The organism is Acinetobacter modestus (genome assembly GCF_014636095.1).
GTDB classification, from domain to species: Bacteria; Pseudomonadota; Gammaproteobacteria; order Pseudomonadales; family Moraxellaceae; genus Acinetobacter; species Acinetobacter modestus.
In genome coordinates this window covers 62,069-77,671 of sequence record NZ_BMDV01000008.1, presented here as the reverse complement: position 1 = coordinate 77,671, position 15,603 = coordinate 62,069, and the positions used below count along the sequence as shown (strand labels likewise).

Here is a 15,603-nt window from a genome sequence, read left to right as displayed (position 1 = left end):
ACTGCAACAGTAAGGTATCCTGTTTGTGAGCTTTGATCTAAGTGTTATTCCACATAAAAACATTATATTAGCGGTTACTGGTGGTATTGCTGCCTATAAAAGTGCGATTTTAGTACGCCGTTTAAAAGATTTTGGTTTCGATGTTCGTGTCGTAATGACGCACGGCGCACAAGCATTTATTACACCGCTCACTTTCCAAGCTTTGTCAGGTAATCCTGTACATACTGAATTATTGGATCCTGAAGCAGAAGCAGGCATGGGGCATATCGAATTGGCGCGTTGGGCCGATCTCGTTTTGGTTGCACCTGCAAGTTGTGACAGCATTGCAAAATTTGCCAATGGTTTGGCAGATGATTTACTGAGCACCTTATATTTAGCAACGAAAGCCCCTGTGTGGGTTGCACCTGCGATGAATCAACAAATGTGGGCAGCGAAAGCGACTCAGCGTAATTTGCAAACTTTGGTTGAAGATGGTGTACATGTCATTATGCCTGATGCTGGCGAACAAGCATGTGGTGATGTCGGCTTAGGACGTATGCCTGAACCTGAAGATTTGGCACGTCAAGTTGCTGCATATTTTCATAAAGCTCAGCGTGCGATTGCTGAAAAATTTGGCTTATTGGCTGGTAAACGTGTCACTATTACAGCTGGTCCGACACGAGAAGCAATTGATCCTGTTCGTTATATCTCCAATCACAGTACTGGTAAAATGGGTTTTTCACTAGCAGCCGCTTGTTACGCAGCTGGTGCAAAAGTCACTTTAGTTGCAGGTCCAGTGAGTTTAGATACACCAAATGGTGTACAACGAATTAATGTAAGTTCAGCCATGCAAATGCTTGATGTCAGTATGAATCAGCTTAAAGAAGGTTGTGATATTTTTATTGCGACGGCGGCAGTTGCTGATTATCGCGTGGCTCAAGTTGCAGAACATAAAATTAAAAAAGCAGGTGATGAACTTGCAGTCGCTTTGGTGAAGAACCCAGATATCGTGGCGACGATTGCAGAGCAACAACAACGTCCATTTATGGTTGGTTTTGCAGCTGAAACCCAAAATGTTGAGCAATATGCAGCAGGAAAATTGGTTGCTAAAAAACTCGATATGATTGCGTGTAATGATGTATCACGCCCTGATATTGGTTTTGCCTCAGACGAAAATGCAATGACGGTTTTCTTTGCCCAGTCTTACCATATGCAAAAACGCGAATTAGAGAAAGCATCAAAACAAGAGATTTCACAACAATTGGTGGAGTCAATTGCGGATGCATTACGGCGCCGTTTATAGAATGGATCAAGGGAGTGTTTTACACTCCCTTCTTTTTAAGTTTCAAAATAATGAACCAGCATAAACTGCCTAAAATGGCACTGAATACACAGCCATAAAAAATAATTGAATAAGGAATTAAGCCTAATAATGGATTTTGTAATATCCATGGATAAAACAAATAAACATCATGATGCATGAAGGCATCTAAGAGAATATGACTAAAACTACCGATATAGGCACTGATCGCAGTAGTTTTCCATGAGATGTTCCATTTTCTATGACTTATAATTGATAACCCCCATTCACTGATAGGTTTACCGATCAGGAGAGCAATACTACCTATGAGAGTCGCACCCATTAAATTATGTGTATATAGGTGTAAATATTGCCAGCCATAGATCAAACCCAATAAAGGTTCAATATCCATTAAAACCTGTGTACCTGCAAAAATCATCATGCTAAATCGTTGTTGACCAATTGCTTTACAACAACAGCCAATTCCTAAGTGTAAAGGTGTGATCGGCATTTTATTCGCTCTTATTATGGTTCTTTATCTGGATCTGCCATCATAAAGCAGGATAGTAGCGTTATGAATAACATCTTTTATGGAACAGATCATGGAGTGTGTGATTAAAATGTCTACATCCTATGACTGCACACATATCCTTTTATTAAAATGCAACGAAATCGTTGCATTTTTTATGTATGCTAAAACAGCGCAGCAATATATGCAGCCAAATCAGAGTTCAATAATTTTTGCTTCTGATCAGCCATCTACAGCCACAGTTTTCGATAGGATATCTTGATGATTAAAAAAACTTTAGCCACCGTGATTATGTTTTCTTCTCTTGCCCTTAGCAGCACCGTTATGGCTGCGGGCTTATCTGATGATATGAAAGCTTTAGGTAAAAACTATAAAGCGTTTAACCAAGCTGAAAATCCACAAGCAGCGACAACTGCTTTAAATAATATGCGTAATGCAGCAACGCATTCAAAACAATATAAATTAGCTGCAAATACAACGGACAAAGTACCGACCTCAACAGCTTTATTTGATCAAATTATTGTTGAGATTGATAAGGCTAAAGTACTTGTTCAAGCAGGTAAATTAGATGAAGCAAAAAAACAAGGCAAAAAAATTGCCGAGTTACGTGATCAGGGACATAAATACTATACACACTAATCTCATCGATATGATTGATGAGTCATCCCTTGTAATGAGCTAAAGTATTTTATGTTCTATCTTTTAAAAGCTGTGCTTGAATGAGCGCAGTTTTTTATTTGTACAGAGAGAAGAATAAACAAAAACTTAAACTTAGCATGATTCAGATTTTCACTGCATTTTAGAATTGATACAGTGAAAATGTGAATGATGAGAGGTGGTCTATGTCCTCACAACAACATTATCAGAAAGTTGCTCAAGCAATTGCTTATATTCAACAAAATTTTCAGCAGCAGCCACAACTTGAAGAGGTGGCAGCTCATATTCATTTGAGCCCAGCACATTTTCAACGTCTGTTTACGGAATGGGTGGGGACGAGCCCTAAGAAATTTTTGCAATATACCAGTATTGAATATGCAAAACAGATTCTGAAGCAGCAACAGGGCAGTATCTTTGATGCGACTTTTGCCACAGGTTTATCGAGTACCAGTCGATTACATGATCTTTTTCTTCAGATTGAAGGAATGACACCTGCTGAATATAAAAATGGTGGGGAAGCTTTAACAATTTCTTATCAATTTGCAGAAACATTATTCGGTGAGGTTTTAGTTGCTTCAACATCCAAGGGAATTTGCGCTTTAACATTTGTAAAAAATACAACAGAAGCTTTACAGCATTTAAAAGCACAATTTCCTAAAGCAATGTTTATTGCTCAATCAGATTCACTTCAGCAAAGTGCTTTGGCACTGTTTCAGACAGATCACAATCAATTGGCCAAGATTAAATTACATTTAAAAGGGACAGCGTTTCAGTTGAAGGTTTGGCAATCTTTACTCAAAATTCCAATGGGTCAACTCACGACTTATGGAGAGCTTGCAAAATCGATTGATCATCCTAAAGCTGCACGTGCGGTGGGTACCGCAATTGGTAGTAATCCGATTGCTTTCTTGATCCCATGCCATCGTGTGATTCAATCGACAGGTGCATTCGGCGGATATGAATGGGGACAGTTGAGAAAAACGGCAATGATTGCTTGGGAGGGCGTACATACCCATGCAACTATTTGATATTGATGCAGATCCAAGTCATAACTATTTACCCTACCAAGGCACTGTTCAATATTATGGAAAGGTGATTCCAAATTTGAGAGCAGACGATTATTTTGACAAGCTCATGCAAAATATTGCATGGGAAAATGATCAAGCAATCATTTTTGGGCGAAAAATTATCACCAAAAGAAAAGTGGCTTGGTATGGTGATCAGGCATTTGAATATACCTATTCAAATATCAATAAATACGCGTTGCCTTGGACAAAAGAATTACTCGAATTAAAGGTACTTGTCGAAAGTTTAACAGGTGAATTATTCAACTCATGTCTGCTCAATCTTTATCATACAGGTGAAGAAGGCATGGCTTGGCATAGTGATGATGAAACAGATCTTAAAAGAGATGGTGCAATCGCTTCACTCAGTTTTGGGGCAGAAAGAAAATTTGCGTTTAAACATAAACACAGTAAAGAAAAAGTCGAGTTGTACTTAGAGCATGGTAGTTTATTGGTCATGAAAGATACGACTCAAAGCTACTGGCTACATCGTTTACCACCAACCAAGAAAGTGACCACACCTAGAGTTAATTTGACTTTCAGAACAATTGTTGATTGATTATTTGACAATAAAAAAGGACTGAAAATCAGTCCTTTTTTAATACTATGATCAGCGTAATTATGCTTGACCCTGCGCATCAGCATCCGCTTGTAAACGTTGCATGTTTGCTTCGAACTCAGCATCAAAGTTAATTGGTGTAAGTAACAATTGTGGGAAGCTACCCTTAGTGACTAAGTCATTTACAGACTCACGTAAGAATGGGAATAGAATATTTGGGCAGTATGCACCTAAGATGTAAGGAAGGCGATCTTCTTCTACACCATCAATAAGGAAAATACCTGATTGAGTTACATCAACGATGAACGCAGTTTCATTTTCATTATTTGCTTGAACCACAACTTTTAAAGACACTTCGTAGTGTGTTGGATCAATTTTTTCTGCTGAAGAAGATAAATTGATATTGAGTTCTGGCTGCCATTGTTTAGTAAATACTTGCGCACCAGGAACCTCAAAAGAAATGTCTTTTGTATAAATACGTTCTAACGCGAGTTGTGGTTGAACTTGTTCTTCGCTCATTGTTTTTCCTTAAATCTTGGAGTGTTGTTAAGCTAATAATTGGTCGAGTTTACCTTCACGCTCTAAAGCATAAAGTTGATCAAAACCACCGATAAATTGATCTTTAATAAAAATTTGAGGCACAGTACGATGATTGGTACGTTGCATTAACTCAATACGAACTTCAGGGGCTTCGTTGGAAAGATTAATTTCTTTATAAGCAACGCCTTTACGCTCCAATAATTGTTTTGCGCGTACGCAATATGGACAAGAAAGCGTTGAATAAATTGTGACGTTTGAGGTTGTCATTTCATCTCTCCTTAAGCTTTGGTTTTACTTTTCACTAAAGGTAAGCCTTGAGCTTTCCAGTTGCTAATACCACCATCTAAACGATAGCTATCCGTATGAGCAACTTTTTGCAATGCAGAGCCTGCAACTTGCCCTAAGTTACAAATAAATACCAATGGACGATCACTTGCTTTTAACTCATCAATGTGACTAGTGATTTGGCTATATGGAATATTTTGACTACCACTGATATGGCCATCACGGAAATCTTTCGCATCACGTAAGTCGATCAACATGGCATTTTTTGCCTTGACCAAAATACCAAGTGATTGTGGTGAAATTTTACGACCATTACGTTGTCCTTCTAAAATAAAGAACAACACAATTAACACGCCGAGCGCACCAAACAAGAAGGGGTGATTCCCCATAAACTCTAACCAGCGTTCCACAAGTCACCTAAAGTTAAAATCAAAATTGACCCTGAGTATAACTTATCTCTATGGTGATCAAAAATGTTAGTTCAAGGGCAAAACTTGAAGAAAACTAACTTTTTTGCTGCGCTTCTTGAATCTCATCAATGAGGCGTAGGTAACTGTCTAAACGACGTGGCAAAATTTCGCCTGCATCAACCGCTTGTTTTAGGGCACAATTTTTCTCATGAGTATGGGTGCAGTTACGGAACTGACACAGCCCTAAATGGGCTTCGATGTCTGGGAAACCTGTACGTACCTTTTCTAAACTGAGATGCCATAGCCCAAATTCTCGAATTCCAGGAGAATCAATTAACGCACCGTTTGTTCCAAATTTAATCAAACGCGTTGACGTGGTGGTGTGCTGACCAAGTGCTGAATTTTCGGAAATCACATTGGTTTTCTGTGCAGCATCTGGAACGATGGTATTGATGAGCGAGCTTTTACCGACACCAGACTGCCCAACGAACGCCACCGTCTCATTATCCAAACGTGTAGATAACTCAGATAGATCACCACGAGAATGACAAATCAGGGTTTCATAACCCAAAGTTTCATATTCACTGAGCATCGTGAGAATAGGATCATTGTCAGTCAGTAAATCTGATTTGTTGAGTACCAATAACGCAGGAATGTTGGCATCGGCACAGGCCACTAGATAACGGTCAATCAATGTTGGAGCGGGTTCTGGTAACGGCGCAAATACAATCACAATCAGACTAATATTTGCCGCAACAGGTTTAACTTTATGATAACGATCTGGTCGAGTGAGCAATGATTGTCTTGGATAAATCGCAGTAATGATACCTAAGCCCGTATTCGGATCTGCTTGCCACTTGACTCGATCACCTGTAACCAATAGTTCTAAATTAGTACGAGTATGACAGCGCCAAATACTATCTAACTCGATTGGTTTCCAGAATGGCTCTGGTTCGCCTTCGGCAATTTGTGGTTTTTCAGGATGTTGTTCTGGAACCGATAAGGCTTGCACTTCGAGTTGACGACCATAATGCTGAACAACCAGTCCATCTAAATCTTGCGATGTATCAATGTCGTCTTGACGTGATTTGTGTTGTTTCTCAATACGACGCTGTTGTTGTTCAGTTAAACGACGCTTACGAATTAAAGCCATTCATGTCCCAAAAAATCCACACTTTGAAGACCGCAAAAATAGCATGAAGCCACTATAGAATTACAGCCAAGATGTAATTAATTTGCTATTATTGATGTTTTTAAGCCCTTTAGAATCGCTATTTATGAGCAGCACCCCAGATACACGATTAATTTGGATTGACCTTGAAATGACAGGTCTTGATACTGATAACGACAAGATTATTGAAATTGCAACAATTATTACAGATGACAACCTTAATATTTTAGCTGAAGGGCCTGTTTTAGCTGTCCATCAATCAGATCTCATTTTGAATGCAATGGATGAGTGGAATACCAAGCAACATGGTCAATCTGGTTTAATCGAACGTGTACGTCGCAGCAAGTTGAATGCGCAAGATGTAGAGCAGCAAACCCTTGAGTTCTTAAAGAAATGGGTCAATCCAAAATCTTCACCGATGTGTGGTAATTCAATTTGCCAAGATCGCCGTTTCTTGCATCGTTTAATGCCAGAGTTAGAACAATTTTTCCATTACCGTAATTTAGACGTGTCTTCTGTAAAAGAGTTAGCGAAACGCTGGAGACCTGAGATTATGAGTGGTTTAAAGAAAAATGCTTCACATTTGGCGATGGACGATATTCGTGATTCGATTGCTGAATTAAAATATTACCGTGAATACTTTTTTATTATGAATCATTAAAAGTCATTGATTCTCAAAAGTAGTTAGCTGTGATATTGGCTAATAAAATGGTAACCCCAAAATAATGAGCATTAAGCTGATTGTTTTGGGGTGCGTTTTTGAAGCTCAAAGATATTGTTAGTATGCATTGATTGATAAGTGATTTTAGTTTGAAGCCTAGCAATTATTTGCAGTATTTTCATTTTTATAAATTAAGAAATTATCTAATAAACTAAAAAGCATACAGGCAAAAACAAGACTCATTCCAGCGAGGCAAGTCATTGTCCAACCGCCATGGTTCCATGAAAAAATCCCAAGTGCAGAGCCACAAGCACCACCTGTAAAATACGCCGTCATATATATAGCATTAATTCGAGATTTTGCATCAGGTCTTAAGCGGAAAATAATACTTTGATTACTGGTATGGACAAGCGCTAAAGCCAATTGGATAACGGCAAATCCAAGAATGTAGCTGAATAGAAAAGTTTGTCCAAAATAGAAACAAATCCAACTGAGGATGAACAAGCCACAACCGATCCAAGTTAATTGTTTGGTATAACCTTGGTCAGCGTAGCGACCTATATATTGAGTTGATAATGCGCCGAAGATACCGACAAGGCTAACCATTCCAATCACAAGGTCAGGAAGGTGATGTGCTGCTGTGAGCAATAACGCAATCGTTGAGTACAAAATACTGACTGCTGCAAATGCAAAAGCACCTGTCAATGCACGTAATAGCAAACGTTTTTCTTGTTTTAATAATTCAGCCATAGAGACAAAAATTTGTCTGTAATCCATTTTGATTCGCATAACATATGGGAGTCGACTTTTGAGTGCATAAGCCAAAATCAACATTAAAATACCACTCACCACATAAATGACTTTCCAATGAAACAAATTTGAAAAGAGCCCTGCAAGACTTGTGGAAAGTAAAATACCAACCAATAAACCACTCATGAGAAAGCCAACAACTTCACCTGTTTTTTCTGGTTCAACAGTCATGGTTGCGAGTGGAATTAAAACTTGAGCAGCGACAGAAAATAGTCCAACTAAAATTGTACCAATCCAAAGCATTGGTAGATTCACAGAGAAAGCACAAATAAATAAGCCTACCGCACACAATGCCATTAAGAGTGGAATAAATTTGGTCTTATTAACGACATCGCCCATTGGAACAATAAAGAGCAAACCGAGCGCGTAAGAAACCTGAGCAAAAGTTACAGTCAGAGCTGCCTGTCCCTCTGTCACTGCAAAAAATTGCTGAATGGAATGAATTAAGGGTTGGCTATAATAGTTTGCACCTGCACATAAACCACATGCTGCTGCCATAAACCAGAGTAAGGCTTTATTTTGACTAATATTTTGGGTGTTTGACATAATATTCTCTTCTCTGATTCTTAGGCAGTATACGCAGTCGCTTCGATTTCAATTTGCATTTCTGGTAATGCTAAGCCTGTGACTGGAATAAGTGTACAAACAGGGAATTCATGAGTTTTCCAAAGATCCACTATTGTTTTAATCACCAGCTGATGTTTCTGAGCGTCATGATCAACAATCAGAACACGTAACACGGCAATATCTGAAAGCGTTGCTTGAACTGAGGCTAAAGCCTGTTGAATATTATAGAAGACTTGTTGTACCTGTTGGTCAAAAAAAGGTGAAAGTTCACCATTTTTATTTTCTCCACCTTGCCCCGCTAGATGAATAATTCGCATATTCGGTTTCACAACAGCAATATGACTATATCCATTGCGTTTAGGATGATAGAGCGTATCAGGATTAATTATTTCAAAGGCTTGAGTATTTATTTTATTCATTACTGTACATCTTCATAAAATCTGATATGTGCTAGTATCAAAGCTCAAGTTAACTAGAGGTCAATAAAATTTTGAAGAAATATTCGCCAGAAACATGGCTTAGCATCGGAGAACTTGCAAAACGTAGCGGCGTAAGTGTTCCAACGATTCGTTTTTATGAAGAAAAAGATTTGATTTGGAGTACTAGAACGGAGGGGAATCAGCGTAGATATCAGCGTGCGATGCTTAGGCGAATTGCAATTATAAAAGCGGCTCAACAGGTTGGGATCAGTTTAAAACAAATAAAACAAACGTTGAGTATTTTACCAAAGCAACAAGTGGCTACGAAAAAAGATTGGCAAATCATGTCACAAGAGTGGCAAGGGCAATTGGATCAGCAAATCATGATGTTGTTGCAGTTACGCCAACAATTGGATCAATGTATCGGTTGTGGTTGTTTGTCTTTGGAGCAATGTCCTTTGCGAAATCCTGAAGATTGTCTTGCAGAGGAGGCAATGGGTGCACATTTTCAAGAATTTTTATTTTTATTGAATCACAAAAATGAGTCAGAATTTTAAAAGATGATTTTATTGCACTAATTTTGTGCAATTTTTAAGATTTGATTAGACAAAATCATACAAATATCACTTGAAAAAATGCCATTTAAAATTTTTACATTTATTTTTGATAATTATCTTCATTAATCGCTATTCGCATCTTTGGATCATTTTGAATGATTTGCTTAGTCTTTGCTAATCGATGATTTTATCTGTAAAAAATTGATCGAAGTCGCTCTAAAAACGCTATAAATGTTCTAAGAAGCCAATCCCACCAATTAATTGCATGATTATGATGCAGATTCGGATGATTTATAAATCACAATACGTTCAATATCTAAACCAGATAAGTAATTTGTATTGATTATGAGTCATTGATGCAACAAAGCCCTGATTTGTTATTTGTACCTTACTTTTTTATCAGTAGTTGATGACTGAAAAAGACAGTGAGCTGGTGAGTTTGTCTAAATAATCAGACTTACTCATATAGTATATAAAGATAAAGTGTTTTTACTTATAAGCAGGCAAACATGCTGATTATACAAGTTGTAAACATTAATCTGAATCATCAGTTCAAAATATAGGTATTTATTAAATAAATATTGGGTGGAATTTTAAAAAAGTTCCATTAGAATCCAAAATTCAACAAAGAATACTCCTGGGGGAAACATTGCTACTCGCGATGTTTACTTAAGAAAAACTAGCTTGAGGAACGCTCATGCAGATCGGAATCCCAACCGAAACTGTTGCAGGTGAAAGTCGTGTAGCGGCAACACCAGAAACAGTTAAGAAGTTGATTAACGCAGGTCATAGCATTGTCATTCAACGTGGCGCTGGTGTTAAAGCAGCCTATATTGACAGTGCTTATGAACAAGTTGGCGCAACTATTACGGACGATGCTTATACAGGCAGCCAAATTATTTTGAAGGTACGTGCTCCTAGCGGTGACGAAATTCAAAAACTTGCGGCGAATACAACTGTAGTAGCTATGTTTGACCCTTACCGCAATCCAGAACTAGACCAGTTTGCTACTCAGCAAGTGTCTGCTTTTGCTTTAGAGTTACTTCCTCGTACGCTTTCACGCGCACAAAACATGGACGTACTTTCTTCTCAAGCAAACTTGGCTGGTTATAAATCTGTATTGTTAGCTGCGGCTGAATATCAACGTATGTTCCCAATGTTAATGACTGCTGCGGGTACCGTAAAACCTGCGCGTGTCGTGATCATGGGTGTTGGTGTTGCTGGTCTTCAAGCGATTGCGACTGCAAAACGTTTAGGTGCAGTTGTAGAAGCAACTGACTTACGTCCAACTGCTAAAGAACAAGTTGAGTCTTTAGGTGGTAAATGGTTAGACGTACCAATGTCAGACGAAGAAAAACAACGTGCTGCTGAAGCTGCGAAAAGCGGTTATGGTTGGCAGCCGGGTGAGCAATACATCAAAGATCAAGCTGCGATTGTAGATAAAGCTGTATCAAATGCTGACATCGTAATCACGACTGCATTGATTCCGGGTCGTAATGCTCCGCGTCTGATCAAAGCTGAAACTGTTGCCAAAATGAAACCGGGTTCTGTCATTTTAGATATGGCAGTTGAAACGGGTGGTAACGTTGAAGGTTCTAAAGAAGGCGAAACTGTTGTTACTGAAAATGGTGTGAAAATTTTGGGTATTCCAAACATTCCAGGCACAGTTGCAACTGAAGCATCTGCATTGTATGCACGTAACGTTTTTAACTTCCTTGAAACATTATTCGACAAAGACAAAAACTTTGCGATTAATCCAGAAGAAGAAATCCAAAAAGCGTTACTCGTGACTCATGGCGGTCAAGTACTGCTCAAGCGCGGTTAAGGAGAGTTCTCATGGTTGAAACGATTACAATTTTCGTCCTTGCCATCTTCGTAGGTTATTACGTGGTGTGGGGTGTAACGCCAGCGTTACATACACCATTAATGGCAGTAACGAATGCGTTGTCTTCAATTATTGTGGTTGGAGCGATGATCCAGACTGTAGGTATGCCTGCAATTGGTGTTGATGCCAATGTAGCATTCCAAAGTGTAAATGTTGTAAGCATCTTAGGTGCTGTTGCTGTGTTCTTGGCAAGTATCAACATTTTTGGTGGCTTTGCTGTAACTGCTCGTATGCTTGAAATGTTCAAGCCGAAGCAAAAGAAAAAAGAGGGCTAAGCAATGGAATTTATTCGAGACTATGCGGATTGGTTCTACCTGATTGGTGCTGTCCTCTTTATCTTAACTTTACGTGGCTTGTCTGGCCCTAAGACTGCAATTGCAGGTAACCGCTACGGTATGATCGCAATGGCGATTGCTGTAGTAACAACCTTCTTTGTTGCTGAGCATCCAGTAGTTTGGATGATTGGCGGTGCAATGGTATTGGGTGCTGTTGTTGGTATCGCACGTGCGAAAACAGTTCCAATGACGCAAATGCCAGAGACGGTTGCATTAATGCACTCTCTCGTTGGTTTGGCTGCGGTATTAATTGCGATTGCTGCGATTCTGCACAACAACCAACTCAATGTATTATTTGAACAAAATGAAGCTGCTTTAACTGCTGCTGGTGTTCAACACGCACATATGAGTCCAGTTCATTTATTCGAATTGTTTGTTGGTTGTTTCGTTGGTGCGATTACATTTACTGCGTCGGTATTTGCTTACGGTAAATTGGCTGCGAAGAAATGGGCAAAAACAATTTCTGGTGCATGGGTTAAACCAGTTCAAGCAACAATCTTTATTGCGATGCTTGCATGTGGTTTCTACTTCTTCACTACGGGTAACATGACTGCATTCTGGGCAATGACAGCACTTGCACTTGCATTTGGCTGGGTATGGATTGCGCCAGTAGGTGGTGGTGATATGCCAGTTGTAGTATCACTCTTGAACTCATTCTCTGGTTGGGCTGCGGCAGGTATTGGTTTCACACTTGAAAACAATATGTTGATCGTTGCGGGTTCGCTTGTAGGTTCTTCTGGTGCGATTCTTTCTTACATCATGTGTAAGGCGATGAACCGTTCAATCATCAACGTCTTGTTTGGTGGTGCAATGGGTGGTGCAGCAGTTGCATCAGCAGATAAAGGTGAGCAAGTTCAACGTAATCACCGTTCTGGTTCAGCAGATGACGCAGGCTTCCTGATGTCAAATGCAGACAGCGTTGTGATCGTACCTGGTTATGGTATGGCGCAAGGTCGTGCACAGAATGCTGTAAAAGAATTGTGTGAAATTTTGAAAGAGCAAGGCGTAAAAGTTCGCTTCGCGATTCACCCAGTTGCTGGGCGTATGCCTGGTCATATGAACGTATTACTTGCTGAAGCTGATGTTGCATATGAAGACATCTTAGAGATGGATGAGATTAACTCAGACTTCCCTGCAACAGACGTAGTACTTGTGATTGGTGCGAATGACGTAGTTAACCCTGCGGCGAAAGACGATCCGACATCACCAATCTATGGTATGCCGATCCTTGAAGCGCATAAAGCACGTACCATCATGGTGATCAAGCGTTCTATGGCAACAGGTTATGCTGGCTTAGACAATGACTTGTTCTATAACGAAAAAACGATGATGATCTTCGGTGATGCGAAGAAAGTTGTGGAAGATATGACGAAAGCAATTAATGGTGGTGGTCACTAATCTGACCTCATTAAGATTGTAAAAGCCACCCTCGGGTGGCTTTTTTATTTTCGATTTAATTAAAGATATTTTTCTACCAGATCCATAGACTGAGTATAAAGATCGCGTGCAAGCTGTTGGTTTTTAGCATGTGGTGATTTCCAATCTGGCATATGAGCACTGACATATTCTCCATTACGCTTTGCCCACTCATCTCCAGTCGCCATTTGTGTAATCAACTTTGCAGGAACCGAGGTTGGCACTAAACCAATTTTCATGACTTCATATACTGGTTTAGGGAGTTCTCTATAGATATCTGATGCAACACCGCCTGGATGTAAAGCATTATTGGTAATTGTGCTGTTTGCCATTCTTTCTGCTAGTGCATTACTGAATAATAGATTTGCAAGTTTAGACTGGCCATAATAAAACAGTGGATTATAAAAACCCTCAGCACGAAATTTATTTGGTTTGATTGAACCTGCCCAATGTGCAATTGAAGCAAGGTGTACGATTCGGGCTTTAGGTGCTTTTTCTAGAACTGGGAGTAATTTTTGAGTTAAAAGAAAATGTCCTAAATAATTCACCCCAAATTGTTGTTCAAATCCATCAGCAGTGAGTTGCTTGGTTTTGGCAAAAAGACCAGCATTGTTGATTAAAACATCTAGATTGCCATATTGATCGGCGATTTGATCTGCCGCTTTTCGGGTTTGTTCAAGACTATTTAAATCAAGTGAAACTAAGTCTACTTGTGCTTGATCAAGTTTACGTAATTTTTCTTGTGCAGCTTGTGCTTTTTGAGGATTGCGGCAGGCAAGAATGACATGCTGTCCTTGTTTGACCAATTGCTCCGCTGTAGCAAAGCCAATTCCTGTATTTGCACCTGTAATCAAGACCTTCATGTGTTACTCCTGTGATACTTTTTATTAACCGAGTTCTAAGGTGGTGTTATAGTGCGTTAAATTTGACAATTTGTCATGTCAATTTTTTAAAATTACCAATAGCTCATCTTTGTACTTTGAGTAAAAAACTTTAATCATCAATATGAATGTTAAATCGCTTTTTTATGATAGATAAATATAAACCAATAAATTTTTTGAATAAATGAAGTTTGTTTTGGCATTCTCTTTGCATTTAATTTCTTGTTCTTTTTAGGGGAATTATATGAAAAATGTCGTATTGATTTTGCCATTTCTGTTGTTTCTCTCTTCCGCTACTTTTGCCGAAACTGCACCTAATATTCAAGAAATTCGCCTTTCCTTGGATAGCGTGTGGGTGGTTGTTGGTGGAATTTTAGTTTTCTTTATGCAAGCAGGATTTGCTTTAATTGAAAGTGGATCTGTTCGTAGTAAGAATACCGTTAATGTTCTTATGAAAAATTATATGGATACCTGTATAGGTGGCATCATTTTCTGGCTATTTGGTTTTGGGTTGATGTTCGGTTTAAATCAAACAGGCTGGATAGGGTGGGGATATTTTATGCCGAGTCAATTAGATGACTGGCATTGGAATTTATTATTTTTCCAAATGATGTTTGCAGCAACAGCAACCACGATTGCAAGTGGTGCGATGGCAGAACGAATACATTTTGTTGCCTATGTGGTGAGTGCAATCTTTGTCAGTGGCGTGATTTATCCGATATTTGGAAGTTGGGCTTGGGGAGGATTGTTTGGTGGAGATGGTTGGTTAAAAGCTCTAGGTTTTATTGATTTTGCAGGTTCAACAGTCGTGCATTCAATTGGTGGTTGGGTGGCACTGGCAGGCATTATCGTGTTAGGACCACGTTTAGGTCGATTTGGTCGCAAAGGGCAAAGCCATTTTTTAGCAGGACATAACTTACCTCTCGTTGCATTAGGGGGCTTTATTTTGTGGTTTGCTTGGTTTGGTTTTAATGCCGCTTCAACCGTTGCAGCCAGTGTTAGTATTGGGCGTATTGCACTGAATACACATCTTGCTGCGTGTGCTGCAGCTTCAACTTACATGATTCTTGCACTGCTTCAATCAAAAGCAGTCTTGATGCGTCATACGATTAATGCTTCATTAGCAGGCCTAGTCGCAATTACGGCAGGATGTGCCACAATGTCACCGCCGTTTGCGATTATCACAGGGGCAATCGCGGGATTATTAATTACCTTTGTTCCACAATTTATAGAAAAGATGCAATTAGATGATGTTGTGGATGCTGTGACTGTTCATGGTGTTTGTGGTGCATGGGGGACATTAGCCGCAGGTATTTTCTTTGAAAAAGCACTATTTAATTTAGATATTATTCTTGTTCAGGCCTTAGGTGTGGGGGCTGCATTGATTTGGGGATTTGGTGCATCTTTTATTATGTTTAAATTACTTGATAAGCTCTTAGGTGGTTTGCGAGTTTCACAACAGCATGAACAACGTGGTTTGGACTACACTGAACATGCGGAGTTATCTTATCCTGAGTTTCAAAGAGATGTGACTTTTGAGACTGAAAACATCACTCATCGGCATTAAGGGGTGATCGT

18 protein-coding genes are annotated in these 15,603 nt (G+C 39.2%); 10 read left to right on the top strand and 8 right to left on the bottom strand.

The genetic code is table 11. The features are described 5' to 3' along the window. The first annotated feature begins 25 nt into the window (after positions 1–25). Complete coding sequence (gene coaBC, locus IEV17_RS15225) at positions 26–1,282, top strand: bifunctional phosphopantothenoylcysteine decarboxylase/phosphopantothenate--cysteine ligase CoaBC (protein ID WP_004664133.1); 1,257 nt, start codon at positions 26–28, stop codon at positions 1,280–1,282. A gap of 19 nt (positions 1,283–1,301) precedes the next feature. On the opposite strand, the gene IEV17_RS15220 is transcribed toward coaBC, so the two are convergent. Beyond that, a complete protein-coding gene (locus tag IEV17_RS15220) occupies positions 1,302–1,790 on the bottom strand; it encodes a phospholipase C/P1 nuclease family protein (protein ID WP_004664134.1) in 489 nt (162 codons plus the stop codon). 279 nt (positions 1,791–2,069) lie between these two features. Between IEV17_RS15220 and IEV17_RS15215 the strand changes: the two genes are divergently transcribed. The 3 genes from IEV17_RS15215 (at position 2,070) to IEV17_RS15205 (ending at position 4,088) form a co-directional block, all read left to right on the top strand. Then, entirely contained in the window at positions 2,070–2,447 is a 378-nt protein-coding gene (locus tag IEV17_RS15215) for a cytochrome b562 (protein WP_004664136.1), read from the top strand. Positions 2,448–2,650: 203 nt separating this feature from the next. Next, complete coding sequence (locus tag IEV17_RS15210; RefSeq protein ID WP_004664138.1) at positions 2,651–3,493, top strand: bifunctional transcriptional activator/DNA repair enzyme AdaA; 843 nt, start codon at positions 2,651–2,653, stop codon at positions 3,491–3,493. Beyond that, on the top strand, positions 3,480–4,088 hold the full coding sequence (locus tag IEV17_RS15205; RefSeq protein ID WP_004664139.1) for an alpha-ketoglutarate-dependent dioxygenase AlkB family protein: 609 nt from the start codon (positions 3,480–3,482) through the stop codon (positions 4,086–4,088). The genes IEV17_RS15210 and IEV17_RS15205 overlap by 14 nt, the downstream gene beginning before the upstream one ends. Positions 4,089–4,148: 60 nt before the next feature. On the opposite strand, the gene secB is transcribed toward IEV17_RS15205, so the two are convergent. From secB to rsgA, 4 genes are all read right to left on the bottom strand, one after another. Continuing rightward, positions 4,149–4,607, bottom strand: a complete 459-nt coding sequence (gene secB / locus IEV17_RS15200) for a protein-export chaperone SecB (protein ID WP_004664141.1) — start codon at positions 4,605–4,607, stop codon at positions 4,149–4,151. Between the two features lie 27 nt (positions 4,608–4,634). After that, positions 4,635–4,895, bottom strand: a complete 261-nt coding sequence (gene grxC / locus IEV17_RS15195; protein ID WP_004664142.1) for a glutaredoxin 3 — start codon at positions 4,893–4,895, stop codon at positions 4,635–4,637. Positions 4,896–4,906: 11 nt separating this feature from the next. Next, a complete protein-coding gene (locus IEV17_RS15190) occupies positions 4,907–5,323 on the bottom strand; it encodes a rhodanese-like domain-containing protein (protein ID WP_004664144.1) in 417 nt (138 codons plus the stop codon). A 94-nt stretch (positions 5,324–5,417) separates the two neighbouring features. Further along, a complete protein-coding gene (gene rsgA, locus IEV17_RS15185; RefSeq protein WP_004664146.1) occupies positions 5,418–6,476 on the bottom strand; it encodes a ribosome small subunit-dependent GTPase A in 1,059 nt (352 codons plus the stop codon). Between the two features lie 124 nt (positions 6,477–6,600). Here rsgA and orn point away from each other — a divergent pair, with 124 nt between their 5' ends. Beyond that, positions 6,601–7,155, top strand: coding sequence for an oligoribonuclease (gene orn, locus IEV17_RS15180; RefSeq protein WP_034601948.1), 555 nt, complete (start codon positions 6,601–6,603; stop codon positions 7,153–7,155). A gap of 156 nt (positions 7,156–7,311) precedes the next feature. Here orn and IEV17_RS15175 read toward each other — a convergent pair whose 3' ends face one another. Further along, the gene (locus IEV17_RS15175) at positions 7,312–8,511 is read right to left on the bottom strand and encodes an MFS transporter (protein ID WP_004664150.1); all 1,200 of its coding nucleotides are present in this window, start codon (positions 8,509–8,511) and stop codon (positions 7,312–7,314) included. Between the two features lie 20 nt (positions 8,512–8,531). Then, positions 8,532–8,951 carry a RidA family protein gene (locus IEV17_RS15170; RefSeq protein ID WP_004664151.1) on the bottom strand — a complete coding sequence of 140 codons (420 nt, stop codon included), beginning with the start codon at positions 8,949–8,951 and terminating at the stop codon, positions 8,532–8,534. A 71-nt stretch (positions 8,952–9,022) separates the two neighbouring features. Between IEV17_RS15170 and soxR the strand changes: the two genes are divergently transcribed. The 4 genes from soxR (at position 9,023) to IEV17_RS15150 (ending at position 13,126) form a co-directional block, all read left to right on the top strand. Beyond that, complete coding sequence (gene soxR / locus IEV17_RS15165) at positions 9,023–9,508, top strand: redox-sensitive transcriptional activator SoxR (protein WP_004664152.1); 486 nt, start codon at positions 9,023–9,025, stop codon at positions 9,506–9,508. Between the two features lie 697 nt (positions 9,509–10,205). Further along, positions 10,206–11,333 carry a Re/Si-specific NAD(P)(+) transhydrogenase subunit alpha gene (locus tag IEV17_RS15160; RefSeq protein ID WP_004664153.1) on the top strand — a complete coding sequence of 376 codons (1,128 nt, stop codon included), beginning with the start codon at positions 10,206–10,208 and terminating at the stop codon, positions 11,331–11,333. Between the two features lie 11 nt (positions 11,334–11,344). Then, positions 11,345–11,668 (top strand): proton-translocating transhydrogenase family protein, encoded by a 324-nt coding sequence (locus tag IEV17_RS15155; protein WP_004664154.1) that lies wholly within the window; start codon positions 11,345–11,347, stop codon positions 11,666–11,668. 3 nt (positions 11,669–11,671) lie between these two features. Then, positions 11,672–13,126, top strand: coding sequence for an NAD(P)(+) transhydrogenase (Re/Si-specific) subunit beta (locus IEV17_RS15150; protein ID WP_004664155.1), 1,455 nt, complete (start codon positions 11,672–11,674; stop codon positions 13,124–13,126). Between the two features lie 59 nt (positions 13,127–13,185). Here the strand turns inward: IEV17_RS15150 and IEV17_RS15145 are convergent, their stop codons facing one another. Beyond that, on the bottom strand, positions 13,186–14,007 hold the full coding sequence (locus IEV17_RS15145) for an SDR family NAD(P)-dependent oxidoreductase (protein WP_004664156.1): 822 nt from the start codon (positions 14,005–14,007) through the stop codon (positions 13,186–13,188). A gap of 262 nt (positions 14,008–14,269) precedes the next feature. Between IEV17_RS15145 and IEV17_RS15140 the strand changes: the two genes are divergently transcribed. Continuing rightward, positions 14,270–15,592: an ammonium transporter gene (locus IEV17_RS15140; protein ID WP_004664157.1), complete on the top strand. Its 1,323-nt coding sequence runs from the start codon at positions 14,270–14,272 to the stop codon at positions 15,590–15,592. The last annotated feature ends 11 nt before the right edge of the window (positions 15,593–15,603 follow it).

Excerpts from the sequence above, each read along its gene's own strand:
- IEV17_RS15220 (WP_004664134.1), bottom strand. The coding sequence starts at position 1,790 with ATGCCGATCACACCTTTACACTTAGGAATTGGCTGTTGTTGTAAAGCA.
- IEV17_RS15215 (WP_004664136.1), top strand. The coding sequence starts at position 2,070 with ATGATTAAAAAAACTTTAGCCACCGTGATTATGTTTTCTTCTCTTGCC.
- IEV17_RS15210 (WP_004664138.1), top strand. The coding sequence starts at position 2,651 with ATGTCCTCACAACAACATTATCAGAAAGTTGCTCAAGCAATTGCTTAT.
- IEV17_RS15205 (WP_004664139.1), top strand. The coding sequence starts at position 3,480 with ATGCAACTATTTGATATTGATGCAGATCCAAGTCATAACTATTTACCC.
- secB (WP_004664141.1), bottom strand. The coding sequence starts at position 4,607 with ATGAGCGAAGAACAAGTTCAACCACAACTCGCGTTAGAACGTATTTAT.
- grxC (WP_004664142.1), bottom strand. The coding sequence starts at position 4,895 with ATGACAACCTCAAACGTCACAATTTATTCAACGCTTTCTTGTCCATAT.
- rsgA (WP_004664146.1), bottom strand. The coding sequence starts at position 6,476 with ATGGCTTTAATTCGTAAGCGTCGTTTAACTGAACAACAACAGCGTCGT.
- orn (WP_034601948.1), top strand. The coding sequence starts at position 6,601 with ATGAGCAGCACCCCAGATACACGATTAATTTGGATTGACCTTGAAATG.
- IEV17_RS15175 (WP_004664150.1), bottom strand. The coding sequence starts at position 8,511 with ATGTCAAACACCCAAAATATTAGTCAAAATAAAGCCTTACTCTGGTTT.
- IEV17_RS15170 (WP_004664151.1), bottom strand. The coding sequence starts at position 8,951 with ATGAATAAAATAAATACTCAAGCCTTTGAAATAATTAATCCTGATACG.
- IEV17_RS15160 (WP_004664153.1), top strand. The coding sequence starts at position 10,206 with ATGCAGATCGGAATCCCAACCGAAACTGTTGCAGGTGAAAGTCGTGTA.
- IEV17_RS15155 (WP_004664154.1), top strand. The coding sequence starts at position 11,345 with ATGGTTGAAACGATTACAATTTTCGTCCTTGCCATCTTCGTAGGTTAT.
- IEV17_RS15150 (WP_004664155.1), top strand. The coding sequence starts at position 11,672 with ATGGAATTTATTCGAGACTATGCGGATTGGTTCTACCTGATTGGTGCT.
- IEV17_RS15145 (WP_004664156.1), bottom strand. The coding sequence starts at position 14,007 with ATGAAGGTCTTGATTACAGGTGCAAATACAGGAATTGGCTTTGCTACA.
- IEV17_RS15140 (WP_004664157.1), top strand. The coding sequence starts at position 14,270 with ATGAAAAATGTCGTATTGATTTTGCCATTTCTGTTGTTTCTCTCTTCC.